The organism is Pseudomonas sp. B14(2022) (assembly GCF_012030485.1).
Taxonomy (GTDB): domain Bacteria; phylum Pseudomonadota; class Gammaproteobacteria; order Pseudomonadales; family Pseudomonadaceae; genus Aquipseudomonas.
On sequence record NZ_JAAUVM010000001.1, the window covers coordinates 334,798 to 360,347 of the forward strand.

The following is a 25,550-nucleotide window of genomic DNA, read 5'->3' on the forward strand; positions in this document are numbered from 1 at the left end:
GACTCAGCCGCCGTTCTGGTACGCGCCTTGCTATGTGTAGGGCGATGTCAGAACTTTCCTGAGACGGTAACACTATCAGTGACTGCCGCTTTCGGGATAGCAGCTGGAATTTCCGCGAAAGCCTCATGCCGCTTGACCCCAAAAAAAGCCAACACGGGTCGATATCGCCTCATAAGGGTGCGCTGAGGTTGGAGCTTCGACACAACAAGAGCAACTGGAGGTTTGAATGAAGGTATTGAAATCCACCCTGGCCATCGTTTCTGCGGCGGCTGTACTGGGTGTCAGTGGTTTCGCCCAGGCTGGCGCTACGCTGGACGCCGTGCAGAAGAAAGGTTTTGTGCAATGTGGCGTGAGTGACGGCTTGCCGGGTTTCTCGGTACCGGATGCCAGCGGCAAGATCCTCGGGATCGATGCTGACGTTTGCCGTGCCGTGGCCGCTGCCGTTTTTGGCGACGCCACCAAGGTCAAATTCAGCCAGTTGAACGCCAAGGAGCGTTTCACCGCGCTTCAGTCCGGCGAAGTCGACATCCTGTCGCGTAACACCACCATGACCAGCTCCCGCGATGCGGGTATGGGCCTGAAATTCCCAGGCTTCATCACTTACTACGACGGCATCGGCTTCCTGGTTAACAGTAAGCTGGGCGTCAAAAGTGCCAAGGAACTGGACGGTGCAACCATCTGCATCCAGGCCGGTACTACCACCGAGCTGAACGTTTCCGACTACTTCCGCGGCAACAACCTCAAGTACACCCCGATCACCTTCGACACCTCCGATGAAAGCGCCAAATCGCTGGAATCCGGTCGTTGCGACGTACTGACCTCCGACAAGTCCCAACTGTTCGCCCAGCGCAGCAAGCTGGCCGCGCCGAAGGACTACGTGGTTCTGCCGGAAACCATCTCCAAGGAGCCACTGGGCCCGGTCGTGCGTAATGGCGACGACGAGTGGCTGGCCATCGTGCGCTGGGTTGGCTACGCCATGCTCAACGCTGAAGAAGCTGGCATCACTTCCAAAAACGTTGAAGCTGAAGCCAAGTCCACCAAGAACCCGGACGTTGCACGTCTGCTCGGTGCTGACGGCGAATACGGCAAAGACCTGAAAGTGAAGAAAGATTGGGTCGTACAGATCGTCAAGCAAGTCGGTAACTACGGTGAAGTGTTCGAGCGCAACCTGGGCAAGAGCACCCCGCTGGAAATCGACCGTGGCCTGAACGCGCTGTGGAACAACGGCGGCATTCAATACGCACCACCTGTGCGCTGATCGCTGATGGTTCTGTCACCCGGTGGGCCAACCGCCGGGTGATGTTCTGTTCCATTCTCTCCGGGGCACTTCATGCAAAATCAAATCGGCGCACCAAAGCAGAAGCTCAGCTTCAGCGATCCCAAAGTGCGTGCGTGGCTCTTCCAGATCATCACGATTGTGGCGGTGATCTCGCTGGGCTGGTACCTCTTCGACAATACCCAGACCAACCTTCAGCACCGGGGCATTACCTCGGGTTTCGACTTTCTTGAGCGCAGTGCCGGCTTCGGCATCGCGCAGCATCTGATCGACTACACCGAATCGGACAGCTATGCCCGCGTCTTTGTCATCGGCTTGCTCAACACCTTGCTGGTGACCGTGATCGGGGTGGTCCTGGCGACGCTGCTCGGCTTCATCATCGGTGTGGCACGTCTGTCCCCGAACTGGATGATCAACAAGCTGGCGACCGTGTATGTGGAAGTGTTCCGCAACATTCCGCCGCTGCTGCAGATCCTGTTCTGGTACTTCGCGGTGTTCCTGACCATGCCGGGGCCACGCAACAGCCATAACTTCGACGACACCTTCTTTGTCAGCAGCCGTGGCCTGAACATGCCGGCAGCGCTGGCCGCTGACGGGTTCTGGCCGTTTGTGGCCAGCATCGTGGTTGCCATCGTGGCAATCGTGCTGATGGCGCGTTGGGCCAACAAGCGCTTTGAAGCGACCGGCGTACCCTTCCATAAGTTCTGGGCGGGCCTGGCGCTGTTTATCGTGATCCCAGCGTTGTGTGCCTTGATCTTCGGCGCGCCGCTGCACTGGGAAATGCCCAAGCTGCAAGGCTTCAACTTTGTCGGCGGCTGGGTACTGATCCCTGAACTGCTGGCGCTGACCCTGGCGCTTACCGTGTACACGGCAGCGTTTATCGCCGAGATCGTGCGTTCGGGCATCAAGTCCGTCAGCCACGGCCAGACCGAAGCTGCGCGTTCCCTGGGCCTGCGTCCTGGGCCGACGCTGCGCAAGGTCATCATCCCGCAAGCCCTGCGGGTGATCATTCCGCCGCTGACCAGCCAGTACCTGAACCTGGCGAAGAACTCGTCGCTGGCCGCCGGTATTGGTTACCCGGAAATGGTTTCGCTGTTTGCCGGCACGGTGCTCAACCAGACCGGCCAGGCCATCGAGGTTATTGCCATCACCATGAGCGTGTACCTGGCGATCAGCATCAGCATTTCCCTGCTGATGAACTGGTACAACAAGCGCATTGCGCTGATCGAGCGGTGAGGAAACGCACATGAGTTCGCATACTTTCAAACCTGATATGCCGCCGCCGAGTAAAGTCTTCGGACCGATGGCCTGGATGCGTGCCAACCTGTTTTCCAGTTGGCTCAATACCCTGCTGACGCTGTTGGCGTTTTACCTGATCTACCTGGTGGTGCCGCCGATCCTGCATTGGGCCATCCTCGATGCCAACTGGGTCGGCACTACTCGCGCCGATTGCACTAAAGAGGGCGCGTGCTGGGTGTTTATCCAACAGCGCTTCGGGCAGTTCATGTACGGCTACTACCCCGGCGATCTGCGCTGGCGTGTAGACCTGACCGTGTGGCTGGCCATTGTCGGCGTGGCACCGTTGTTCATCTCGCGTTTCCCGCGCAAGGCGATTTACGGCCTGGGCTTCCTGGTGTTGTACCCGATCATCGCGTTTTTCCTGCTGCACGGCGGGATCTTCGGCTTGACCAACGTGGCCACCAGCCAATGGGGCGGCCTGATGCTGACCCTGGTCATCGCCACCGTCGGCATCGCCGGTGCCTTGCCACTGGGTATTGTGCTGGCGCTGGGACGGCGTTCGAACATGCCGGCGATTCGTGTGGTCTGCGTGACGTTTATCGAGTTCTGGCGCGGCGTGCCGTTGATCACCGTGCTGTTCATGTCCTCGGTGATGCTGCCGTTGTTCCTGCCTGAAGGCATGGGCATCGACAAGCTGCTGCGGGCGTTGATCGGCGTGATCCTGTTCCAGTCGGCCTACGTGGCCGAAGTGGTGCGCGGTGGCTTGCAGGCGATTCCTAAAGGTCAGTACGAAGCGGCCGCGGCGATGGGCCTGGGTTACTGGCGCAGCATGGGCCTGGTGATTCTGCCGCAAGCCCTGAAGATGGTAATCCCGGGCATCGTCAACACGTTTATCGCGTTGTTCAAGGACACCAGCCTGGTGATCATCATCGGTTTGTTCGACCTGCTCAACAGCGTCAAGCAAGCCGCCGCCGACCCTAAATGGTTGGGCATGGCCACCGAAGGCTATGTGTTTGCCGCCTTGGTGTTCTGGATTTTCTGTTTTGGTATGTCGCGCTATTCCATTCATTTGGAACACAAGCTCGACACAGGCCACAAGCGTTAGGAGTTGATGTTATGAGCGAAGCGATCAAACAGCCTGTGAGCCCTGAAGGCATTATCCAGATGCAGGGCGTCAACAAGTGGTACGGCCAGTTCCACGTGTTGAAAGACATCAACCTCAACGTCAAGCAGGGCGAGCGTATCGTGCTGTGCGGCCCGTCGGGTTCGGGCAAGTCCACCACCATTCGCTGCCTCAACCGTCTGGAAGAGCACCAGCAGGGCCGCATCGTGGTCGATGGCGTGGAGCTGACCAACGACCTCAAGCAGATCGAAGCGATTCGCCGCGAAGTCGGCATGGTGTTCCAGCACTTCAACCTGTTCCCGCACCTGACCATCCTGCAGAACTGCACGCTGGCGCCGATGTGGGTGCGCAAGATGCCCAAGCGCAAGGCCGAGGAAATCGCCATGCACTACCTGGAGCGTGTGCGCATCCCGGAGCAGGCCCACAAGTTTCCGGGGCAACTGTCCGGCGGCCAGCAACAGCGTGTGGCGATTGCCCGTGCCCTGTGCATGAAGCCGAAAATCATGCTGTTCGACGAGCCGACCTCGGCCCTCGACCCGGAAATGGTCAAGGAAGTACTCGACACCATGATCGGCCTGGCCGAAGACGGCATGACCATGTTGTGCGTGACCCACGAAATGGGCTTCGCCCGCACCGTGGCCAACCGCGTGATCTTCATGGACAAGGGCGAGATCGTCGAACAGGCGGCGCCGAATGACTTCTTCGACAACCCGCAGAATGACCGGACCAAGCTGTTCTTGAGCCAGATCCTGCATTGATAGATGCTTGAAAAAATAAACCCGGCCTGGCCGGGTTTATTTTTGTCTGTTCAGGAGGCCTTGATCACCGCCAGATCGTAATGAGGTGTGTACTTTTCCATAAGACACCTGCGCTGAATAATTACCCTCTAAGGGTAATTGTACCAATCGAAAATACTGCTCCTTTTCCAGCCTAAGAACCCTAGTGCGTTGCCTTTGTAGGCAACTCTGAATAGGCTGTAGGAAAATTCATCCTATGATTGGACGAAAGCCTGCATCCCATGTCTGACATCGCTCCCCTGATCAAACGCTCCCTGGTGGACCAGGCCCTTGAGCAATTGCGCTGGCGCATCAGCGAAGGCAGGTGGGCCGTCGGCGAACGTCTGCCCACCGAGCCGGAGCTGGCCGCCGAGCTGGGCATCAGCCGCAACACCGTGCGCGAAGCCATGCGTGTGTTGGCGTTCTCCGGGTTGATCGAGATCCGCCAGGGCGACGGCAGTTACCTGCGCTCCATGACCGACCCGCTGGGAGCCATGCGCGCGTTATCTCACTGCAGCCTGGAGCAGGCGCAGGAGACGCGGCAGATCCTGGAAGTGGAGGCCATCGGGCTCGCGGCGTTGCGCCGTACCGAAGCCGACCTCACGGGTTTGCACGAGGCACTCAAAGCCAGCGCGGTGCTGTACCACGGTGACCTGGAGGCCTATATCAGCGCCGACCTGGAGTTCCACAAACGCCTGGTGGACGCCGCGCACAACCCGGCATTGAGCGAGCTGTACCAGTACTTTTCCGCCATCGTCGGCGCCCAGTTGCGCCAGACCCTGAACATTTCGCCGCGCCGCCAGGCGGTGTTCGACCTGCATATCGCCCTGCTCGAAGCCGTGGAACACCAGGACGCGGAACGCGCCAAATCCCTTTGCCGGCAGTTGATCAATGAACCCTGAAACCAAACGTACGACCGAGTTGGAAGAGCTGTTGATCGACGCCGAAGCCGATGACGAAGTGGTGCAAGCCAGTCACCCGCTGGTAAGCCGCCCTTGGCTGTTGCTGCTGGGCCTGATCCTGGTGGCGTTGAACCTGCGCCCGGCGTTGTCGAGCGTGGCGCCGTTGCTGGCCGAGGTTTCCAGCAGCCTGGGATTGTCGGCGGCCAAGGCCGGTTTGCTGACCACCTTGCCGGTGTTGTGCCTCGGCTTGTTCGCGCCCATGGCCCCGATCCTGGCCCGGCGGTTTGGCGCCGAGCGAGTGGTGTTGGGAATTTTGCTGAGCCTGGCCGCCGGCATCATCCTGCGCAGTTCGTTTGGCGAAGTGGGGTTGTTCGCCGGCAGCCTGATTGCCGGTGCGAGCATCGGCATCATCGGCGTATTGCTGCCGGGCATCATCAAGCGCGATTTCGCCAGACACGCCGGCGCCATGACCGGTGTGTACACCATGGCCCTGTGTCTGGGCGCAGCGTTGGCCGCTGGCGCCACGGTGCCGCTGAGTCATTACTTCGGCGACCGCTGGACCATTGGCCTGGGCTTCTGGATTCTGCCGGCGTTGGTGGCAGCGTTGTTCTGGTTACCGCAGGTCGGCCAGAAACACGGCGCCCACCAGGTCGCCTACCGAGTGAAGGGCCTGTTGCGTGACCCGTTGGCCTGGCAGGTCACCCTGTACATGGGTCTGCAATCGTCCCTGTCGTACATCGTGTTTGGCTGGCTGCCGTCGATTTTGATCGGTCGTGGCCTGAGTGCCACCGAAGCCGGTTTGGCGTTGTCCGGCTCCATCATCATGCAGTTGTTCAGTTCCCTGGCCGCACCGTGGCTTGCCACGCGCGGCAAGGACCAGCGCCTGGCGATTGTGGTGGTGATGCTGTTCACCCTGGTTGGATTGTTCGGTTGCCTGTATGCACCGCTGGACGGTCTGTGGGGCTGGGCCATTCTGCTCGGCCTGGGGCAGGGCGGCACGTTCAGCCTGGCGCTGACCTTGATCGTGCTGCGCTCGCGTGATTCCCATGTGGCCGCCAACCTGTCGAGCATGGCCCAGGGCTTCGGTTACACCCTCGCGTCCGTCGGTCCATTCGCGGTGGGCCTGGTGCACGACTGGACCGGCGGTTGGTCGGCCATTGGCTGGATCTTCGCGGTGATCGGCGTGGGTGCGATCATCGCCGGGCTGGGCGCAGGGCGGGCGCTGTATGTGCAGGTCAGCAGCGAGAAACGCTAGAGATACACCACCTCCAGCGTCGCCGAGCCGTCGAGCAAGGTGTCGCTGCTCAGGTCCAGGTTCTTCGTGGCGTTGATCACGGTTTCGACCTTGACCGTGCTGATCAGCTCCCGGATCGCTGACGGGCCGGTTGTGCTGCCGGCCGTGTCGGTGAAGCCCAGGTAACTGTTGGCACCTATGTCGATCGTGTTGAGGTCGGCCGTGCGCCAGGCTATGCCACCGGTGGTGGATTCGGTCCCGTAGACCGGCGCGGTGGTGTCGACCTGGGTCTGGCGAGGGTCGAAACTCAAGGAATAGAGACCGATGCGGTTGCCGCTTTTGTCCAGCCCCAGCCCATAGTAAATCTCGCTGTTGACCGTGGCCGTGCCGTCGCGATTGTCGCGCATGCGCAGGGCGAAGCGACTCGGCGCGTTGCAACCGATACTGACTTGCAGCTGCTTGACCGGCAGGCGTGTGCCCTTGTCGACGTTGAGGTCTTGTTGGGACAGCTTGCCGTAGTCGATCACCCCGCCACTGGACAGCAGCGGTGTGCAGGCGGTCGGCGTGATCCGGCCTTTGACGTTAAGGTCCACGGAGGAAGCGGCCAGCGCTGGCTGGGCTGAGCACAGCAGCAGGGCAGAAAAACTCAGGCAGTACGTGTTCACGAGGGAAGCTCCACAGGCTAGAGGTAGATGATTTCGAGAGTGCCGGAACCATTGATCTGCACCACTTGGCGCAGGTCCAGCGATTGCAGGGGGGCCAGGTAAGCCTTGATGCGCAGGGTGCCGGTGAGGTGTTGGATCGCAACGGGCCCCTGGGTGCTGCCGGACTTGTCGGTAAAGCCCATATAGCTGTTGGCGGCGATAGGGATCTGTCTGGCACTTGCGCTGCTCCAGGCCGTGCCATTGCTGGTGGAGTCGGTGCGATAGAGCGTGCCGTAGGCATCGGCGACAAAGTCTGCCGGGTCAATGTTCACGTAGAAGCGGCCGATCTTGTTCTGGCTGTTATCCCGGTCCAATCCATAAGCGGTTTCATCGGTGCCGCCCGTGGCCGAGCCGTCGCGGTTGTCGTGCATGCGCAAGGCGAAGCGTGCCGGCCCATCACAGCCGACGGAAAATTGCAGCGGGCGGGTGGGCAGCGGGTTTTCGTGGGTGGCGCTCAGGTCCTTGGCCAGCAGCGTGCCGTAATCCACCAGGCCGCCGTTGGACAGCTGCGGTGTGCAGGCGGCGGGCGCAAAGTGGGCGCGCAGGGTCAACTCCCGATAGCGACCGCTCTGGTGGGCGTCGAATGTTCCGGACACTTCCCACGTGGTGGCCTCGCGGACATGGGTGGCCGCCATGTCCGCCCAGGCGCTGAGGCTCAGTTGCAAGGACAGGTGTTTACCCCGTAGCACGGCCCCGCCTTGCACCGGCGCCACGCCATAGCCCGGGCGCCAATTCACTGCGCTACCGATGGCGGCGGGCGGCTGCGCGGCGGCCTGCAGCAACCCCAGCTCAACCGCCCGGCCATCCAGCACGCCATCGCTGACTTCAATTGCATAACTGCCGTGCTCGGTAAATTGCAGGCGTTGTGCGTCTGCCGCCAGGGCCCGATAGAACACACTCATGTCCGTCGTTTCCGGGCAGTTGAGGTTCAGGCTCAAGCGGCGCTCGCCGAGCAGGCGTTGGGGGGCGCTGTCGTTTTGTGCGAGGCGCTTCATCAGGCCGAAGTCCAGCAAAGGTTCGCTGATGTTCAACTGGCACTCGTCGTCGGCCAAGGCGGTGCCGACGAGACTGACGGTCATCAAGACGGCCGTCAGCCATGGGGCGCGGATAAAGGGCATGGCGATCTTCCTCATGAAGGGGTGCAGCGTGCGGGCGCGGTTTCGAAATACACCAGGGGGTCGCCCTTGGGCGGTAACTCGAACTGCAGTCGGCAGCGCGTCAATCCCGGCGCGCTGACCCACAACCCTGATTGCTCCAGGACGTTGGGTAGAAACACTTGGCCACTGTCCTGGACCAGGGTCACGAACTCGCCCGCATCGGTACTGACGGAGGCACCACGGGGCAGCAGTGCACCGTGTTCGGTGCGTACGGTGAGCAACACCCGGCGAGTCAATGTCACGGCAAAATCAACCCGATCCACTGCACCACGCCCGGCCGAGATCATCGCCAGGCCGTTGTTGATATCGGCATTGCGCGGCAGTGAACGGGGCTGTACTTCAACCGGGCTGCGGCCATAGGCGCTCACGTGGGGAACCACGGCCTGGCCTTGCCAATCGGTCCAGACCGGGCCGCTGGGGGTACTCAGTTTTACGCCGCTCATCTCGCCCACCGAGACCAGGGCGAAGGTGTCACGCACCGGATACGGCGACAACGTCACCCCAGCGCCATGCAGCACCACGCCGCCTCGGGCACTGCCTTGATAGCTTGAGCGTTCGGCATCGGCGCGGCTGTAGCTGAAGTCGAGTTGGCTGTAGCGGGGCAGTGCCGAAAGACCGAGGGTGGTCTCCACCTGTTGGTCACGGGTGTCATGTTCGGCGCTGACGCGGTAGCTCAGTTGATCGTCGATCTGTTCATTCAACCCCACACCGGTGCGATGTTCGCCGCCCGAGTTGCGTACCCAGGCTCGCACTCGACGGCTCTCGCCCAGGGGCAGGCTGACATTCAGGTAGACGGCATTGTCCTGCTGCTGGCGTCCGCCCATCTGCCATTCGGCACTCGCCGACAGCGATACACCGCCGACGTTCGTGCCCCACGACGCCAGGCCGCGGCTGCTGGTGTTGCCGTCAAAATTGCTGGAGCGCGAAACCCCGGCACTGAATGCGCCCAGCCATGGGTGGGACCAGCCCAGCGTGGCGCTTTGTTGGTCGCGATAACGGGAGCGTCGTTGCTGGGTAGATTCAGGCTCGTAGGTCGCTTCCTCCAGCTCGCGATAACCCGGTGAACGCCAGGAGTTGGCGGCGCTGAACGACCATTGATCATTCAAGCGCTGGGACCATGACAGGTCGGTTTGCACGCCACGTACGGCGTGCGGTGCCTGGGTATCGGCAACCTGGGTGGACAGTTGGACCTGGCTGTCCAACCATGGCAGCCAGCCCAGGCTCACACCCGCAGCCCGGTATTCGCTGGACGCCAGCACACCGCTGCCCAAGGACAGCTGCGGGTGCACGGCACCGGTCCAGCCCGCGCTGACCACCCAAGGCTCGTCGCCTTGGCCGTCGCCGATATTGCGCACCCGTCCCGCCGCCATCGAGTACCCGGGCGCCGCCATCCCAACGCCGAGCATGGCCGCCGGTACGGTAAAGCGGCGCTCGCCACCGCTGCTTTCCTTGACCGTGACTTCGACGTCAGAGCGTGAGTTCAGGCGCCGTACATCGGTCAGCGAAAACGGCCCGGCCGGAACCACCGTGGAATGAATCAACGCACCGTTCTGTCGCACCTCGACTTGCGCCGGGCTGTTGGCGATACCGTCGATGGTCGCGCCCTGGCCTTGCTCTTGAAGGGCCTGTTCGGTGAGGACCTGGACCCCGGTGATCTGCGCCCCTGACAACACCGGGTTGTAGAGGTTGATTTGCCCCGCTTGCAGCACCGCCTGATGGCTGGCGAAGGTACGCTGGGCATAGGCCTCCAGGTGCGTACTGCGCGAGAGGCCATCCTGCCAGGTCTGTACCTGGCGGCTGCGTACGACCCAGTCGCCGGCGTTGAACCCTACCTCGGTATTGGCCGAACCGAACCGGCTGTTGTCGTCACCGAAGCGGTTATAAAAACCGGTGAGGTCGTAATTGAGCAGGCCGGCAAAACCACCGGTTTCGTACCCTGAGACGTCCTGCTGCAGCGGTCGTAGCGCTTCAGTCGGTACCACCAGCGACACCGTGAGCGTGGCGGGGTCCGGTTCCACCAGGGTTTGCGGGTACTGGTCGAGAAAGGCGTGGCAGCGCTCGCTGTCGTCGGGAATGATCAGGTTGGCGAGATCCAGCAACGCACGGTCGAAACACAAGGCACCGTCTTGATCAAAGCCGACCTCCAGTCGCCCGCGGCGCTGGCCATTGACCAGCAGGCTCACGGCATGCCGTCCTGCGGCAAAACGCGGGGCGTCCAGCAGCAGGTTGGCGAGCGTCGGATCAATTCCACGTTGGTGCAAGGTGGTGGCATCAAAGCTCGGTCGTTCATCCGCCCAGGCCTTGGTGGGCAGCAGTGCGCACGCCAACAGTATCGTCGGCAGTGCAAAACGGGGTGGCCTGTCGGGCAGGGCTTCGCCGTCACGGTAACTCAATACTGTTTTCACGAAAGGCACTCGAAGGGTGTGGTGACGGTCAGTGAGCCGTCACTTCGTGATACAGGCGCCTGGACGCCCGGAGTTTTCGTCAGAAGGTGAGGGGCGCTTCATAAGCGCCTACGGCAAAGCCATAGACCGTTGCCGGCTGCAACCGGACTGTACTGGCCGCACCGCCGGTGGCTGCAATGCTCAGGTGTTCCCCGGGCAACACATAGGTGCGCGGCAACATCGCTCGACCATTGCCAGGCAACAGGCGTAGTTCCTGGGCCAGTCGCACCACATAAGGGGTGTCGTTACGCACCTGCAACGTGCCGCCGTTGAGTGACCAGGTCAGGCCGGTCCAGGGCGTGCGGTTGGGGGCGAGCCCTTTGGGGTGAATGATGACGGGCAGGTTCTGACGTACCGTCACGCCGACCCGCGCGTGTCCGGCTTCGGTCGCCGATCGGCCTTGGGGCATGCCTTCGAAAATCACGCGCTTGAGCCGTTGGGTGTGCAGCGGTTGGGGGCTTTGCAAAATGAAACGCACCAGTTGCGATTTGGACGGCTCCACCCGCGACAGCGGCGGAGTCACCACCAGCAGCGGCTCGGGGTCTTCGGGAATGTCTTCCAGCGTGACGTGGAGCAGGGCCAGTTGGCTATCGGTGTTAGTGACCGACACAGCGGCTTCACCCTCGGCTTCGTGAACGATCACGACGGAGGTGTCCGGGACCATGCCGTCAGCCTGTGCACCCGTGGCAAGCAGCAGCGTCAGGGCCAAGAGGCAGGTGGCGGTGTTGAACAATGTCGTCGTCATGACGGGGTTTTCCATTGGGGCTGTGTGAAAAATCAGAGGTAACGAAGATCCAGCACGATGGAGCCATCGAGGGGGACTTCCTGATTCAGGGTCAGGTACTGGGCAAAGTTGATAGCGGTGTCGATGCGCAACTGAGCGCGCAGTTGGCCGATAAAGTCGGGCTGGCGATCACCGAGCGGCGCAAAGCCCATGTAGGCTTTGGGGTAGGCATTGGGCTCCGGGGCCCAGGTTTCACCACTATCGTTGGAGGCCAGCACCTGTAGGGACTGCGCGTCGCCTACCGGGTTTTGATAAGACACTGCCACGGATCCCAGGCGCTCCTGCGGGGCGTGGGGGTTTTTGCCCAGGCCGTAGAACGATCCGGGCGCCAGTGAAGACTCCACTCGGTTATCAAGCCCCACCAAGGTGAACAGCATTGGTCGGCTGCACTGCACATTCAGCTCCAGCACGCGGCTGGGCAGGGCTGTGAACTCGCTGGCGTTGAGCGTATGGGAGGGGATTTTCCCGTGGTCGACCGTACCCTCGTCTGACAGCGTGACGTGACAGGCATCCGGGGTCAGGCGGCCGGTTACGGTGAGGTCGACAGCGGATGCAGCGAAGACCGGATGAGTGGTTGCCAGCAAGAGCAAAACCGCCGGCAGGCGAGGGAGCGTGTTCATGGGAAGGCGCCACGTGTCGAGGTGAATGCGGGCGATACGAAAAACACGCCCAGGCCTGCGAATCACGCCAGGCATGGGCGCCCGTGGGCTTACAGGTACTTCACTTCAAGGGTGGCCGAACCGTCGAGGGTGACCTCGTTGCTCAGATCCAGGCCATCGGTGCGGGCAATAGAGGTATCCACCACCAGCTCCGTCACCAGTTCCTTGACCGAGGCTGGCTGTGTGGCGTCATCCATCGTGGCGACCGACATATACAAGCCTGCGTCCCAGAGTTTTTCGCTGTACCAGGTATTGCCACCGTCCCCGGAGGCAATGGTTTGCATCGGCGTACCGTCGGCGACGGCATTGCGCAGCGTCAGTTGAAACCAGCCGAGTTTCTGGGTGCCGTTGATCAGGCCCAGGCCGTAGTCGGAGGTGGATATCGATGACCCGGCACGGTTGTCGACGGAGTGCAGGGCAAATTGAATCGGTGCATCGCAGGTTACCGCCATGGTCATGACGTGAGTCCCGATGTGCGTGGCGTTATCCGGGCGCAGGTCTTTGGCGGAAATCTTGCCGTGGTCGATGACCCCGCCGCTGGTCAGGTTGGGTGTGCAGGCACTGGGCACGATCAGGCCCTTGACCGTCAGGTCTACGGTGGAGGCCGCATAGGTGGAAGCGCAGGTCAGCAGCATCAGGCTGGTGGCGACGGTACTGAGCAGTATCTTCATGGTGATCGAACTCCTTTCGCTAAGAGGGTGGTTACAAGTACTTGAGCTGGACCGTGGCGTGCCCGTCGATGGGGACTTCGTCCAGCAGGGTCAAGGTGTCGGCAGGGGCGACATGGGTATACAGGCGGATCTCGGCGTCAAAGTCCCGAACGGCGATAGGCAGCCGCTGATCGCCGATTGCCACGGCCGTCAGTTTCATGTGATTGAGCTGATTGGTCGGCTCCCAAGTCACACCGCCATCGCTTGAAGTAATGATGGTTGCGGCAATGCCATCCGCCACCGGTGTGTACAGGTGAAAGGCGGTGCCGCCGAGCTTTTCATCGTTTGGCGTCATACCCAGGCCATGCCAATGATCGTGGTTGGCCGACGAGCCAGTGCGGTTATCAATGGTATTGAGGGTGAAAAATGTCGGCCCTTCGCAGCGCACACTCAATTGCATGCTTTGGTTGGGCAGCACGGTGTGTTGCTCTGCATTGAGCGACTTGGCCGACATCTTCCCGAATTCGATCACACCGCCACCGGAGACCAGGGGGGCACAGGCACTGGGGGTGATGCTGCCTTTGACAGTCAGGTCGGTGGTGCTGGCGGCAAACGCTGGCGGAGTGAACAGCAGCATCAGCATGAGCCGTGAGGCTAGAGCGTTCATAGGCATGGTTTCCTTGTCAGGAGGGTTCAACGGATCGTCGGGTTACAGGTACTTCACTTCCAGGGTCGCCGAGCCGTCCAGAGCGACTTCGTCGGTCAGGGTCAGGGTGTTTGCCGGGGCGATCCAGGTGTTGAACAAGACTTCCACGGAGGCATTTTCGAGGGGGTGGGGCAAGTAACCGACATCCGGAACGAAGCTGCCGAATGCAATCAATCGGTTCGGCTCGACGTAGTCATCGTCCCATTGCATCCGCCATGCGCCGTCGCGAAATTGCAGCATATCGGACGGGATATCGGCGACCGGGTTACGCACGATCACGACATACAAGCCGAGTTTTTCCGTGCCGTTGATCAGTCCCAGCCCGTAGCCTGCGATGTTGCTGTTGGACGATGTCCCGGCCCGGTTATCGACTGGATTGATCGCAAACAGAGTCTGGGCCTCGCAGTTCACCGTCAACTGAAGGGTTTTGTCTTCAAGTCGTGTCGTTCCGTCCTGATTCAAGTCTTTGGCCGAGATCTTCCCGAAGTCGACCGTACCCGGCAGTGTGAGGGTGCAGGCGCTTGGAGTGATCAGGCCCTTGACGGTCAGGTCCACGCTGCTGGCGGCAAAGGTGGATGTAGCACTGGTGAGCAACAGGGCGGCGCTCAACAGGATTAGGGACTTGCTCATTTCTATACGTTCCACTACAGGGCTGGCTGATAAAGCGCGCGCACGGCATCGTCCGGTCTTTCGGCGAAGGCGGCGAGCAAGGCGGCGGGTTGTATTTGGTCAGGGCCGCTTAAGTCAGCGAGACCATTCCCTCTTTGCGGGGTGGCGGCAATTTAGCCGGGGGGCGGGATGGGGGAAATACAACTATTACGACAATCGAAGTAACAGGTATTTGGGCGTTAGTTCGTGGGAATTTATGTTCTTAGTCGTAGGAAAACTAGATTTTTCGTAGTTGTTGTATCGTCTTTTTTACATCCTTAGGGATATTCATTGTTGCTTATGACAGTCATATGAGCGCCACGGGAATTTTGCACGCTGTTCGTTGATCTGGCTGTTGCATCTTCCAACCCCACTCAGATGGGTATTGATGAACTCATGGGCTGAACAATCAATGTAAGCGCAGTGAGGTGACCATGGTGACAAGGGTATTTTCCAATCAAGTACCTGTCCTGAAGTTGGCACCCTCGCCCCCACCACCGCTAGTGGAGGCGCCGGCGTGTTGTGCAGGTGCGATCGCGTGGCCGACGCGTGCCCGCCTGATCGACATTTTCGGCAGTGATGAGATGGTGAACCGGGCGCTGGCCAGCCTGATGGATGAAGCACGTGAAGACAACGCGTTGTTGGACCTGGCGCAGGCCCGCGCCGATGCGTCATTGGTGGTGGAGCGATTGCACCGACTGGTGGGCAGCCTGGCGTTCGTCGGGGGCGTTGACCTGGAGCGCCGCGCCGAGCAGTTGATCGCTCGAGTCCAGGCCCGTGGTGTGGTGGCGAACATGCCGCAGTTGCAAGTCTTTCAGCGTAACTTGCGCGTATACATTGCTTATCTAAGCCGGTTATGAATCCTTGGAATAGAGAGTCTTGTAGGATGTTTCCCCTTTGTGTTGGAGGCTTTGTATGTAGGTAGTTTCTTTTTGTTTTGTAGGTATAAGTTTGTCAGCTATCAAACACGGGTCGCGGTCCGGAACGTGTCGCACCGAGTGGTTGTTGACGCGCGAGGACACAGGTATTTTTGCGCCAATTCCAGTTGCCATCATTCGTGGGTATTTATGCTGCGTGTAATTATTGCCGACGATCACCCCATTGTGCGCATCGGGCAACGGGTGGTGATTGAGGCGGGCGGTAGATGCAAAGTCGTCGGTGAGGCCGACGGTCCCGATGAGTTACTCCGGTTGTTGAGTACGGTGGCGTGTGACGTGCTGGTGACTGACTTCGCCATGCCGGGTGGTCAGCAGGCGGACGGCTACGGGTTGCTGGGATTGTTGCGACGCCAGTACCCGAATTTGCCGGTGATTCTGGTCACCATGTTTGCCAATGTGGCGACGTTGCGTGCTTCCTTTGCCCATGGGGCACGGGCGATTGTCGCCAAGAGCGCCTCGGCCAGGGAGCTGCCCACCGCCATCGGTACAGTGATCAAGGGCGAGACATTTGTCAGTGAATGCCTGCGGGCCCAGTTGGTGGAGGCGGGCACCGGAGATCAACTGCAACAGCCGCAGTTATCCAGCAAGGAACGCGAAGTGGTCAGGATGCTGGCCAGCGGCATGACCGTCAGCCAGATTGCGGCCCGGGTCAATCGCAGTATTTCCACGATCAGCAAGCAGAAAAGCACCGCCATGAGTCGGCTGTGCATTTCCACCGACGTGGATCTGTTTGCCTATGCCCGCAGCTGCGGCATGGTGCCGTAGCGCCGGGTGGGTCATTCCCGGTGTAAATGGCGATAGAGTTTTACCGGCGCCCGGACTATCTTGGACGGCTTAAAACCCCTGGTTTGGAACCTGCCCATGAGCGACGCACACAACGCCCTGATCACCGAGTTCTACAGCGCCTTCCAGCGGCTGGATGCCGAGGCCATGGCGGCCTTCTACACCGAGGATGTGCTGTTCAGCGACCCGGCTTTCGGTGAATTGCGCGGGCGTGACGCCGGCGATATGTGGCGCATGCTCACTACCCGGGCCAAGGATTTTTCCCTGACGTTCGACCATGTACGCAGCGATGAAACGACCGGCAGCGCGCACTGGGTCGCGACTTACCTGTTCAGCGCCACCGGCAATACGGTGGTCAACGATATCGGCGCGCGGTTCGTGTTTCGCGATGGCAAGATCTGCGAACACCACGACCACTTCGACCTGTGGCGCTGGTCGCGTCAGGCCCTGGGCCTCAAGGGCCTGTTGCTGGGCTGGTCGCCGGCGCTGAAAAACGCCGTGCGTGCCCAGGCACTCAAAGGCCTCAGGGCATTTCAGGCCGGTCGTTGATAAGCTTGGCGCTCTTCTGGTTTGCCGAATCGACCCGTGACTGATCCTTCTGAACCCAAACCCTGGTTTGTGTACCTGGTACGCGCCGCCAATGGCGCGTTGTATTGCGGCATCAGCAATGACCCGGTGCGTCGTTTTGCCTCTCATCAGAGCGGCAAGGGCGCACGGTTTTTCCTGTCCAGCCCGGCGGTCGCGCTGGTGTACACGGAGCAATGCGCGAGCAAAGGCGAGGCGTTGCGTCAGGAACGCTTGATCAAGAAGTTGAAGAAAAGCGCCAAGGAGTGCCTGGCGGCGAGTGGCTCATTGATTTGATTGATGGGTTGCCATCGTCCCCACGCGCGGTGTTGCAGGCTAAGCTAGTGGCTCACTTCGCCAACGGAGCCGGGCATGTCCGAGCTGATCCTGCACCACTACCCGCAGTCCCCATTCGCTGAAAAAGCCCGCCTGTTGCTGGGCTTCAAGGGCTTGTCCTGGCACTCGGTGCATATCTCGCCGGTGATGCCCAAGCCTGACCTGACCGCCCTCACCGGCGGCTATCGCAAGACCCCGGTGTTGCAAGTCGGCGCCGATATCTACTGCGACACCGCGTTGATCGCCCGGCGCCTGGAGCAGGATAAAGCGGCACCGGCGCTGTTTCCCCAAGGCCTGGAACTGGTCACCCAAGGCTTCGCGGCCTGGGCGGATTCGGTGGTGTTTTCCCACGCCGTAGCGCTGGTGTTCCAACCCGAATCCCTGGCGGTCAAATTTGCCAAGGTGCCGCCGGAGCTGCTTCAAGTGCTGGTGGCTGACCGCAGCAAACTGTTCAGCGGTGGCACGGCAGCCCGTGTGCAACTCGACCAGGCCAAACACCAATGGCCGGTCATCATCGGCCGCATTGATCAGCAATTGCAGCACGCGCCTGGGGATTTCCTGTTCGGCGAACCTTCGATTGCCGACTTTGCCCTGGCGCACCCGCTGTGGTTCCTCAACGGCTCTTCGGTGACGGCGCCATTGGTGGACGCCTATCCCGCTGTGGTCGCCTGGCTTGAGCGCGTGCTGAGCTTCGGCCATGGCACTGCTACCCAGATGAGCGCCGAGCAAGCCCTGGACGTGGCGCGCAATGCCACACCGGCGGCGCTGCCCGAAGCGCTTTTCGAGGACTTGAACGGCTTCAAGCCCGGCCAGCAGGTGAGCATCTCGGCCACTGACTACGGCACCGACCCGGTCGTGGGTGAGCTGTTGTTTGCCGGGCGCGAAGAACTGATCCTGCGCCGCACCGATGAACGCGCCGGCACCGTGCATGTGCATTTCCCACGCTGGGGGTTCCGCATTCAGGCGCAATAAATAAAAATATTTGCCAACAAAGGTGAGGTAAATCGCCCGCCCATCCGTGTAGTGCTTGAAACTGCGATCTATTCGCATTAATGGCGTTTTCTACACGGGTTCTCACAGCATGAAGTCGACGGCGGGCGGTTTGGTTAAACAGTGGCTGGGAGCCTCGGTATTGGCGGTGTCGGGGCTGGCGTTGCTGCCCCTCGGCGTGGCGCAGGCGCAGGAGCAGCAAAGCGCCCAGTTCACCTTTGCCCTGGCAGCCAAGCCGCTGCCCCAGGCCCTGAGCGATTTCAGCCGGGTCACCGGGATCAGCGTGATCTACACCGATGAAGCGCCTTACGGCCTCAGTGCCCCGGCGGTCAGCGGGCAAATGAGTGCCAACCAGGCCCTGCAACGTCTGCTGGGCAACTCCGGCTTCACGTTCCGCCAGATCGACGCCCGCACCTTGGCCCTGGAACCGGTGCCCACCGATGGCGCGCTCAACCTCGGCGCGACCACCATCAGCGGCGTCGGCCAAACCGAGGACAGCACCAGCTACCAGCCCCCGCCCACCAGCTCGGTGATGCGCTCCCGTGCTTTGCTGCTGGAAACCCCGCAAACCGTCAACGTGGTCCCCGCCCAAGTGCTGCGCGACCAGACCCCGCGCAACCTGGATGATGCCCTGGCCAACATCAGCGGCATCACCCAGGCCAATACCCTGGCCAGCACCCAGGACGCGGTGATGCTGCGCGGTTTTGGCGACAACCGTAACGGTTCGATCATGCGCGATGGCATGCCGGTGGTGCAGGGCCGGGCGTTGAATTCAACCGCAGAACGGGTCGAAGTGCTCAAGGGCCCGTCGTCGCTGCTGTATGGCATCCAGGACCCGGGCGGCGTAGTCAATATCGTCAGCAAAAAGCCGCAACTGACCCAGGCCACGTCCCTGACCGTGCGCGGCTCGACCTTCGGCGACGGCAAGAACGGCAGCGGCGGCAACCTCGACACCACCGGCCCCATCGGGGATTCGGGCCTGGCGTATCGCCTGATCGTCGACCATGAAGACGAAGACTACTGGCGCAACTTCGGCACTCACCGCGAGTCACTGGTGGCGCCGTCCCTGGCCTGGTATGGCGATTCAACCAAGTTGTTGTTCGCCTACGAACACCGCGAATTTCTCTCGCCGTTCGACCGCGGCACGGCCATCGACAAGTCCAACCACCCATTGGACATCCCGGCCACTCGCCGTCTGGATGAGCCGTTCAACAACATGGAAGGCCGTTCCGACCTGTACCGCTTTGAAGCCGACCACGACTTGAACGACGACTGGAAAGCCCATTTCGGCTACAGCTGGAACCGTGAGACCTACGACGCCAGCCAGGTGCGCGTCAGCGCGGTGAGCACCAACGGCACCCTGACCCGCAAGATGGACGGCACCCAGGGCGCGATCACCACTGACCGCTTCACCACGGCGAGCCTGGAAGGCAAGGTCAATGTACTGGGCATGCAGCATGACCTGGTGTTCGGCCTGGACGACGAGTACCGCAAGATCTACCGCGCCGACCTGATTCGCCAGAACTCGCGCGGCACCTTCAACTACAACAACCCGGTGTACGGCAACGAAGTCGCGGGCACCAGCGTCAGTGCCGCCGACAGCGCCCAGACCGACCTGTTGCGCAGCGACTCGCTGTTCTTCCAGGACGCGATTCACCTGACCGACCAGTGGATCTTCGTGGCCGGTGCGCGCTATCAGATGTATGACCAGTACGCCGGCAAGGGCGTGCCGTTCAAGGCCAACACCGACGGCAACGGCCAGGCCTGGGTGCCGCGTGCCGGCCTGGTGTATCGCTACACCGATGAGCTGTCGTTCTACGGCAGCTACACCGAGTCGTTCAAACCCAACTCCACCATCGCCCCTTTGCTCGATGGCAGCACGTTGACCGGTGACCTCACGCCTGAGGAATCCAAGTCGTGGGAACTGGGCGCCAAGCTCGATATCCCGGGGCGCATCACCGCCAGTGCCGCGTTGTTCACTATCGACAAGCGCAATGTGCTGGTGTCGGTGGGCTCCGGTGCGAACACCGTCTACAGCATCGCGGGGCAAGTACGTTCTCGTGGCCTGGAACTGGACGCCACCGGCCAATTGACCGACAAGTGGAGCCTGATCGGCAGCTACGCCTTTACCGATGCCGAAGACATCAAGGACAACAACCCGGCGCTTGAAGGCAACCGCCTGCAAAACGTGGCCAGGCACACCGGTTCGCTGTCGGTCGCGTACGACTTCGGCAACATTTTCGGCGGCGATCAGTTGCGTGTCGGCACCGGTGCGCGGTATGTCGGCGAGCGCGCAGGCGACGCCGCAAACGACTTCAACCTGCCGGGCTACACCGTGGCGGATGCCTTCGCCACCTACGACACCAGGATCGACGGGCAGAAGGTCAAATTCCAGGTCAACGTGAAGAACCTGTTCGACCGCGTCTACTACACCTCGGCGGCCAGCCGCTTGTTTGTGTCCATGGGCGATGCGCGGCAGGTGTCGGTGTCCAGCACCCTGGAGTTCTAAACCCCGGCGGGTTCCCTGTGGTGAGCGGGCTTGCCCCGCGTTGGGCTGCGAAGCGGCCCCAAAACAGGTTCTGCGGTGTTCCTGAAAAAACACGGCGGCATTAGTAAGGGCGGCTTCGCCACCCAGCGCGGGGCGAGCCCGCTCGCCACAAAGGTACGGAGCTGTTAGCGTTGCGGCCATTAATGGCTTTGCGGAACACAGTACCGATGCACTTTGGACGATGGCTACACCTGCTGTGCCTGAGCGTTTTACTGGGCGGCTGCGCGAGTGTTTCGCAGCCTTCCACGCCTTCAACACTGGATCACCTGCTGGCCGATCCGGCCCTCGATGGCGCCACGGTTTCCGTCATGGTGCGCGACGCCCGCAGCGGCAGCACCCTCTATCAACACAATCCGCGCACACGCCTGATCCCGGCCTCCAACCTCAAGTTGCTCACCACCGCTGCGGCGATGGATGTGCTGGGGCCGCAATACCGCTTCTCCACCCAACTGTTGAGCGACGGCACCCGGCAAGGTGAACGTCTTGCCGGCAACCTGTACCTGCGCGGCCTCGGCGACCCGACCACGCAGTTCGCCGACTACCAGGCATTGGCCGTCCAGCTGGCCAGCCAGGGCGTGCGCCAGGTGCAAGGCGACCTGGTGTTCGATGACACGTGGTTCGACGCCGAGCGCCTGGGCTTGGATTGGGCCCAGGACGACGAAAGTACCTACTACGGCGCGCAGATTTCGGCGCTGACGGTGTCGCCGAATGCGGATTTTGACGCGGGCACCTTGCTCGTTACGGCGAAGGCTCCCGTCGCACTCGGCCAGCCAGTGAGCGTGGTGGTGAGCCCGTCCACCGACTACGTGCAACTGAGCAACCGCGCTGTCAGTGGCCCCGGCAACAGCTACGGCATCACCCGCCAGCACGGCACCAACCTGCTGCAACTCACCGGCGCGCTCGCACCGGGCAAGCAAAGCCGGCAATGGGTGAGTGTGTGGGAACCGACGCAACTGGTGGCCAATCTGTTTGAGCAGGCCTTGGCGCAGCAGGGCATCCGGGTACTGGGGCGGCGGGTGACCGGGGGCGTCAGTCCCAACACGGCCACGCTGTTGGCGGAGCATCAGTCGGCACCGCTGCAGGCGCTGATCACGCCGCTGCTCAAGCTCTCGAACAACAACATGTCCGAAGCGTTGCTCAAGGCCATGGGCCGCAAAACGGCCAACGCGGGTACGGCGGCGGCGGGCGTGGCGGCGGTAGCGGCGTTCATGCAGCGCCAGGGCCTGGACCCGGCGACGCTGAGCCAGGTGGATGGCTCAGGTTTGTCGCGACGCAACCTGGTGTCGGCGCAGAACCTGACGGATCTGCTGCTGGTCACCGCCAAGCAACCCTGGTTCGACGCCTGGTACAACGCCTTGCCGATTGCCGGCAATGCCGACCGTATGACCGGCGGCAGCCTGCGATATCGCCTGCGCGGGACGGCTGCCCAAAACAACCTGCACGCCAAGACCGGCTCCATGGCCGGCGTATCATCGTTGAGCGGCTATATCACCGATGCCGACGGACGGCGCCTGGTATTTTCGATGATCAGCAATAACTACGTCAGCGACGCAGCCCCTATCCGCGCCCTCGAAAACCGCCTGGCGCTGGCGCTGTCCCAGTGGCACGACTAGCTCAGGGCTGGTAGCCCATCCGCCAACTCACGGCCCGGGTCGCCGCCAGCAAGCGCTGCGCCGCCGGGCCATCTTCGTCGGCGTGGAACAGCGAGGTGGGACCGACCACGGTCATCACCGCCGCCACTTGCCCGACCGCGTTGAACACCGGCGCCGACAACGCATCCACCCCCGGCATCAGCAGGCCATGCACAAAGTGCAGGCCGCGCTGGCGGATCTGTTCACAGGCCGTGGCGTAGGCCTGGTCGTTGGCGAGGGCATGGGCGGTACCGGCCTGGATTTCACGCTCACGCAACTCGACGGTTTCCCGCGACGGCAGGAAGGCACTGAACACCAGGCCGGTGGATGAACTGAGCAGCGGTAACACCGAACCCAATTGCGTCACCACCGTCACGGCGCGCACGGCCGGTTCGATCTGTACCACGGTTGCGCCCTGGTTGCCCCATACCGCCAGAAAGCAGGTTTCATTCAAATCGTCGCGCAGCTCTGCCAGGGGCATCGCGCCGACTTTCAGCACGTCCATGCTACCCAGCGCGGCCAGGCCAACACGCAATGCTTCGCGCCCCAGGCCGTAATGGTTGGTGGCGGTGTTCTGTTCGGCAAAACCTGAGGCGATCAGCGCCTGTAAATAACGGTGCACCTTGCTCGCCGGCATCTGCACATGGTCGGCCAGCCGCGACAACGACGTGGAGGGCGACAGTTCGGCCAGGGCCTTGAGGATGTCGGTGCCCACTTCGGCCGAGCGGACTTTCTGTTTACCGGTGTCGCGGGGCTTTTCCATGGAGAGGCGAGAATCCGAGAGATGAATGGGCGTCTTTATAGCTTGACGGTCGACAGTGATCAAATTACGTTATGCGTAACTGGATTACGATAAAAACAACTTCCGCATAGAGGATGATCCATGAACCTCGAATACCTGTCGGGCTTCGGCAATGAATTCGCCAGCGAAGCCTTGCTCGGCGCCTTGCCGGTCGGGCAGAACTCCCCGCAAAAAGCGCCCTACGGGCTGTATACCGAACTGTTTTCCGGCACCGCCTTCACCATGGTGCGCAGCGAAGCCCGCCGCACCTGGCTGTACCGCATCCAACCGTCGGCCAATCACCCGGCGTTTATCAAGCTGGAGCGGCAGTTGGCCGGTGGCCCTTTGGGCGCAGTGACGCCCAATCGCCTGCGCTGGAACCCGTTGGATATTCCGACTGAGCCGACGGACTTTATCGACGGCCTGGTCGGCATGGTGGCCAACGCCGTGTCGGAAAAACCCTCGGGCATCAGCATCTATAACTACTGCGCTAATCGCTCCATGGACCGTGTGTTCTTCAATGCCGACGGCGAACTGTTGATCGTGCCCGAGCAGGGCCGCCTGCGCATCGCCACCGAATTGGGCGTGCTGGACGTCGAGCCGCTGGACATTGCGGTGTTGCCCCGTGGCCTCAAATTTCGCGTTGAACTGCTGGATGCACAAGCGCGCGGTTACGTCGCCGAAAACCATGGCGCACCGCTGCGCCTGCCGGACCTGGGGCCTATCGGCAGCAACGGCCTGGCCAATCCGCGTGACTTCCTCACCCCGGTGGCCCACTACGAAGACCTCAAGCAACCGACCACGCTGGTGCAGAAATTCCTCGGTGAACTGTGGGCCTGCGAGCTGGACCATTCACCGCTGAACGTGGTGGCCTGGCACGGCAACAACGTGCCGTACAAATACGACCTGCGCCGTTTCAACACCATTGGCACGGTAAGTTTCGATCACCCCGACCCGTCGATCTTCACTGTATTGACCTCGCCCACCAGCACTCATGGCCTGGCCAACCTCGACTTCGTGATATTCCCGCCGCGCTGGATGGTGGCCGAGAACACCTTCCGTCCGCCGTGGTTCCACCGCAACCTGATGAACGAATACATGGGCTTGATCCAGGGCGCCTACGACGCCAAGGCCGAAGGCTTCCTGCCCGGCGGCGCGTCGCTGCACAGCTGCATGAGCGCCCACGGCCCGGACGGCGAGACCTGCACCAAAGCCATCAACGTGGACCTGGCGCCGCACAAGATCGACAACACCATGGCCTTCATGTTCGAGACCAGCCAGGTGCTGCGTCCGACCCAGTTCGCCCTGGAGTGCCCGCAACTGCAACCTTCTTATGACGCGTGCTGGGCCTCGCTGCCCGCCACCTTCAACCCGAACCGGAGATAACCCATGACGCAGCCAACCCTTACCCGCAGCTGGGTAGCCTCCGCCAACGGTCACCGCGATTTCCCCCTGCAAAACCTGCCGCTGGGGGTGTTCAGCATCAATGGCTCGGCCCCGCGCAGCGGCGTCGCGATTGGCGACGCGATCCTCGACCTGCACGCCGCCCTGGATGAGTTTGAAGGCGAGGCCCGCCAAGCCGTTGAATCCACCGTGGGCGGCCAGTTGAACGCCTTTTTCGAGCTGGGCCGTGGCCCGCGCGTGGCGTTGCGCGAGCGCCTGCTGGAACTGCTGGCGGAGGGCAGCAAACTGCAAACCCGTGAAGCGCAGGTGCTGCACCGCGCCGCCGATTGCCAGATGCACCTGCCGGCGAAGATCAACGACTACACCGACTTCTACGTCGGCATCGAGCACGCGCAGAACGTCGGCAAACTGTTCCGCCCGGATAACCCGCTGCTGCCGAACTACAAGTACGTCCCGATCGGTTATCACGGCCGCGCCTCGACCATTCGCACCTCGGGTGCCGAGGTACGTCGCCCCAAAGGCCAGACCTTGCCGGCCGGCCAGACTGAGCCGAGCTTCGGCCCCTGCGCACGCCTGGACTATGAGCTGGAACTGGGCATCTGGATCGGCCAGGGCAATGCCATGGGCGACTCGATTGCCATTGGCGATGCGGCCGAGCATATCGCCGGTTTCTGCCTGCTCAATGACTGGTCGGCGCGGGACATCCAGGCCTGGGAATACCAGCCGCTGGGGCCGTTCCTGTCGAAGAGCTTCATCACCACCATTTCACCGTGGGTGGTCACGGCCGAAGCCCTGGAACCGTTCCGCAAAGCACAACCAGCGCGGCCCGAAGGCGATCCGCAACCGCTGCCGTACCTGCTGGATAAACGCGATCAGGCGGCCGGCGCCTTCGATATAGAACTGGAAGTACTGCTCACCACGGCGTCGATGCGCGAGCAAAACCTGCCGGCCCATCGTCTGGCCCTGAGCAACAGCCTGCATATGTACTGGACCGTCGCGCAGTTGGTGGCGCACCACAGCGTCAACGGCTGCCAATTGCAGGCCGGCGACCTGTTCGGTTCGGGCACCTTGTCCGGCCCTGAGGCAGGGCAGTTCGGCAGCCTGCTGGAGATGACCGAGGGCGGTAAGAAGGTCATCGAACTGCCTTCCGGCGAAGTGCGCAGGTTCCTTGAAGACGGTGATGAAGTCATTCTGCGCGCCCGTTGCAACCGTGAAGGCTTTGCCTCCATCGGCTTCGGCGAATGCCGTGGCACCGTGGTCGCGGCGCGCTAGG

Annotated in this window: 24 protein-coding genes; 15 read left to right on the forward strand and 9 right to left on the reverse strand. The window is 61.7% G+C overall.

Annotation, left to right across the window (positions count from 1 at the left end):
• The first annotated feature begins 226 nt into the window (after positions 1–226).
• From HCF10_RS01640 to HCF10_RS01665, 6 genes are all read left to right on the forward strand, one after another.
• Positions 227–1,258 carry an amino acid ABC transporter substrate-binding protein gene (locus HCF10_RS01640; protein ID WP_131698340.1) on the forward strand — a complete coding sequence of 344 codons (1,032 nt, stop codon included), beginning with the start codon at positions 227–229 and terminating at the stop codon, positions 1,256–1,258.
• Positions 1,259–1,330: 72 nt separating this feature from the next.
• The gene (locus tag HCF10_RS01645) at positions 1,331–2,512 is read left to right on the forward strand and encodes an amino acid ABC transporter permease (protein ID WP_131698339.1); all 1,182 of its coding nucleotides are present in this window, start codon (positions 1,331–1,333) and stop codon (positions 2,510–2,512) included.
• Between the two features lie 10 nt (positions 2,513–2,522).
• The gene (locus HCF10_RS01650) at positions 2,523–3,620 is read left to right on the forward strand and encodes an amino acid ABC transporter permease (RefSeq protein ID WP_131698338.1); all 1,098 of its coding nucleotides are present in this window, start codon (positions 2,523–2,525) and stop codon (positions 3,618–3,620) included.
• An 11-nt stretch (positions 3,621–3,631) separates the two neighbouring features.
• Positions 3,632–4,396 (forward strand): amino acid ABC transporter ATP-binding protein, encoded by a 765-nt coding sequence (locus tag HCF10_RS01655; protein ID WP_003171943.1) that lies wholly within the window; start codon positions 3,632–3,634, stop codon positions 4,394–4,396.
• A 260-nt stretch (positions 4,397–4,656) separates the two neighbouring features.
• Complete coding sequence (locus HCF10_RS01660) at positions 4,657–5,316, forward strand: FadR/GntR family transcriptional regulator (protein ID WP_167654760.1); 660 nt, start codon at positions 4,657–4,659, stop codon at positions 5,314–5,316.
• Entirely contained in the window at positions 5,306–6,571 is a 1,266-nt protein-coding gene (locus HCF10_RS01665; protein WP_131698336.1) for a CynX/NimT family MFS transporter, read from the forward strand. Before HCF10_RS01660 ends, HCF10_RS01665 begins: the two co-directional genes overlap by 11 nt.
• Here HCF10_RS01665 and HCF10_RS01670 read toward each other — a convergent pair.
• The 8 genes from HCF10_RS01670 to HCF10_RS01705 all read right to left on the reverse strand — a co-directional run bounded on the left by HCF10_RS01670 (position 6,568) and on the right by HCF10_RS01705 (position 14,284).
• On the reverse strand, positions 6,568–7,215 hold the full coding sequence (locus HCF10_RS01670) for a DUF1120 domain-containing protein (protein WP_131698335.1): 648 nt from the start codon (positions 7,213–7,215) through the stop codon (positions 6,568–6,570). The two genes, HCF10_RS01665 and HCF10_RS01670, sit on opposite strands and share 4 nt — an antisense overlap.
• A gap of 17 nt (positions 7,216–7,232) precedes the next feature.
• Positions 7,233–8,372, reverse strand: coding sequence for a DUF1120 domain-containing protein (locus HCF10_RS01675; protein WP_131698334.1), 1,140 nt, complete (start codon positions 8,370–8,372; stop codon positions 7,233–7,235).
• Positions 8,373–8,383: 11 nt separating this feature from the next.
• Positions 8,384–10,816, reverse strand: coding sequence for a fimbria/pilus outer membrane usher protein (locus tag HCF10_RS01680; protein ID WP_337782107.1), 2,433 nt, complete (start codon positions 10,814–10,816; stop codon positions 8,384–8,386).
• A 79-nt stretch (positions 10,817–10,895) separates the two neighbouring features.
• On the reverse strand, positions 10,896–11,600 hold the full coding sequence (locus HCF10_RS01685; protein ID WP_145335258.1) for a fimbria/pilus chaperone family protein: 705 nt from the start codon (positions 11,598–11,600) through the stop codon (positions 10,896–10,898).
• A gap of 32 nt (positions 11,601–11,632) precedes the next feature.
• Positions 11,633–12,259 carry a DUF1120 domain-containing protein gene (locus tag HCF10_RS01690; RefSeq protein ID WP_145335256.1) on the reverse strand — a complete coding sequence of 209 codons (627 nt, stop codon included), beginning with the start codon at positions 12,257–12,259 and terminating at the stop codon, positions 11,633–11,635.
• Positions 12,260–12,348: 89 nt separating this feature from the next.
• A complete protein-coding gene (locus HCF10_RS01695; protein WP_131698331.1) occupies positions 12,349–12,969 on the reverse strand; it encodes a DUF1120 domain-containing protein in 621 nt (206 codons plus the stop codon).
• Between the two features lie 31 nt (positions 12,970–13,000).
• The gene (locus HCF10_RS01700) at positions 13,001–13,615 is read right to left on the reverse strand and encodes a DUF1120 domain-containing protein (protein ID WP_131698330.1); all 615 of its coding nucleotides are present in this window, start codon (positions 13,613–13,615) and stop codon (positions 13,001–13,003) included.
• Positions 13,616–13,657: 42 nt separating this feature from the next.
• The gene (locus tag HCF10_RS01705) at positions 13,658–14,284 is read right to left on the reverse strand and encodes a DUF1120 domain-containing protein (RefSeq protein ID WP_145335255.1); all 627 of its coding nucleotides are present in this window, start codon (positions 14,282–14,284) and stop codon (positions 13,658–13,660) included.
• 629 nt (positions 14,285–14,913) lie between these two features.
• Here HCF10_RS01705 and HCF10_RS01710 point away from each other — a divergent pair.
• The 7 genes from HCF10_RS01710 to dacB all read left to right on the forward strand — a co-directional run bounded on the left by HCF10_RS01710 (position 14,914) and on the right by dacB (position 22,074).
• Positions 14,914–15,162 (forward strand): hypothetical protein, encoded by a 249-nt coding sequence (locus tag HCF10_RS01710; RefSeq protein WP_145622915.1) that lies wholly within the window; start codon positions 14,914–14,916, stop codon positions 15,160–15,162.
• A gap of 207 nt (positions 15,163–15,369) precedes the next feature.
• Entirely contained in the window at positions 15,370–16,005 is a 636-nt protein-coding gene (locus HCF10_RS01715) for a response regulator transcription factor (protein ID WP_131698327.1), read from the forward strand.
• Positions 16,006–16,101: 96 nt separating this feature from the next.
• Positions 16,102–16,572 carry a nuclear transport factor 2 family protein gene (locus HCF10_RS01720; RefSeq protein ID WP_167654761.1) on the forward strand — a complete coding sequence of 157 codons (471 nt, stop codon included), beginning with the start codon at positions 16,102–16,104 and terminating at the stop codon, positions 16,570–16,572.
• Positions 16,573–16,608: 36 nt separating this feature from the next.
• Positions 16,609–16,884 carry a GIY-YIG nuclease family protein gene (locus HCF10_RS01725; protein WP_090409144.1) on the forward strand — a complete coding sequence of 92 codons (276 nt, stop codon included), beginning with the start codon at positions 16,609–16,611 and terminating at the stop codon, positions 16,882–16,884.
• 75 nt (positions 16,885–16,959) lie between these two features.
• Entirely contained in the window at positions 16,960–17,895 is a 936-nt protein-coding gene (locus HCF10_RS01730; protein ID WP_167654762.1) for a glutathione S-transferase family protein, read from the forward strand.
• A 109-nt stretch (positions 17,896–18,004) separates the two neighbouring features.
• A complete protein-coding gene (locus HCF10_RS01735; RefSeq protein WP_167654763.1) occupies positions 18,005–20,422 on the forward strand; it encodes a TonB-dependent siderophore receptor in 2,418 nt (805 codons plus the stop codon).
• 206 nt (positions 20,423–20,628) lie between these two features.
• Positions 20,629–22,074: a D-alanyl-D-alanine carboxypeptidase/D-alanyl-D-alanine endopeptidase gene (gene dacB / locus HCF10_RS01740; protein WP_167654764.1), complete on the forward strand. Its 1,446-nt coding sequence runs from the start codon at positions 20,629–20,631 to the stop codon at positions 22,072–22,074.
• A 1-nt stretch (position 22,075) separates the two neighbouring features.
• Here dacB and HCF10_RS01745 read toward each other — a convergent pair whose 3' ends face one another.
• Positions 22,076–22,855, reverse strand: a complete 780-nt coding sequence (locus HCF10_RS01745) for an IclR family transcriptional regulator (RefSeq protein ID WP_131698323.1) — start codon at positions 22,853–22,855, stop codon at positions 22,076–22,078.
• Between the two features lie 120 nt (positions 22,856–22,975).
• On the opposite strand from HCF10_RS01745, the gene hmgA reads away from it, so the two are divergent.
• Together hmgA and fahA are read left to right on the forward strand one after the other, a co-directional pair.
• On the forward strand, positions 22,976–24,259 hold the full coding sequence (gene hmgA / locus HCF10_RS01750) for a homogentisate 1,2-dioxygenase (RefSeq protein WP_167654765.1): 1,284 nt from the start codon (positions 22,976–22,978) through the stop codon (positions 24,257–24,259).
• Between the two features lie 3 nt (positions 24,260–24,262).
• Entirely contained in the window at positions 24,263–25,549 is a 1,287-nt protein-coding gene (gene fahA, locus HCF10_RS01755) for a fumarylacetoacetase (protein WP_167654766.1), read from the forward strand.
• Position 25,550 lies beyond the last annotated feature (1 nt).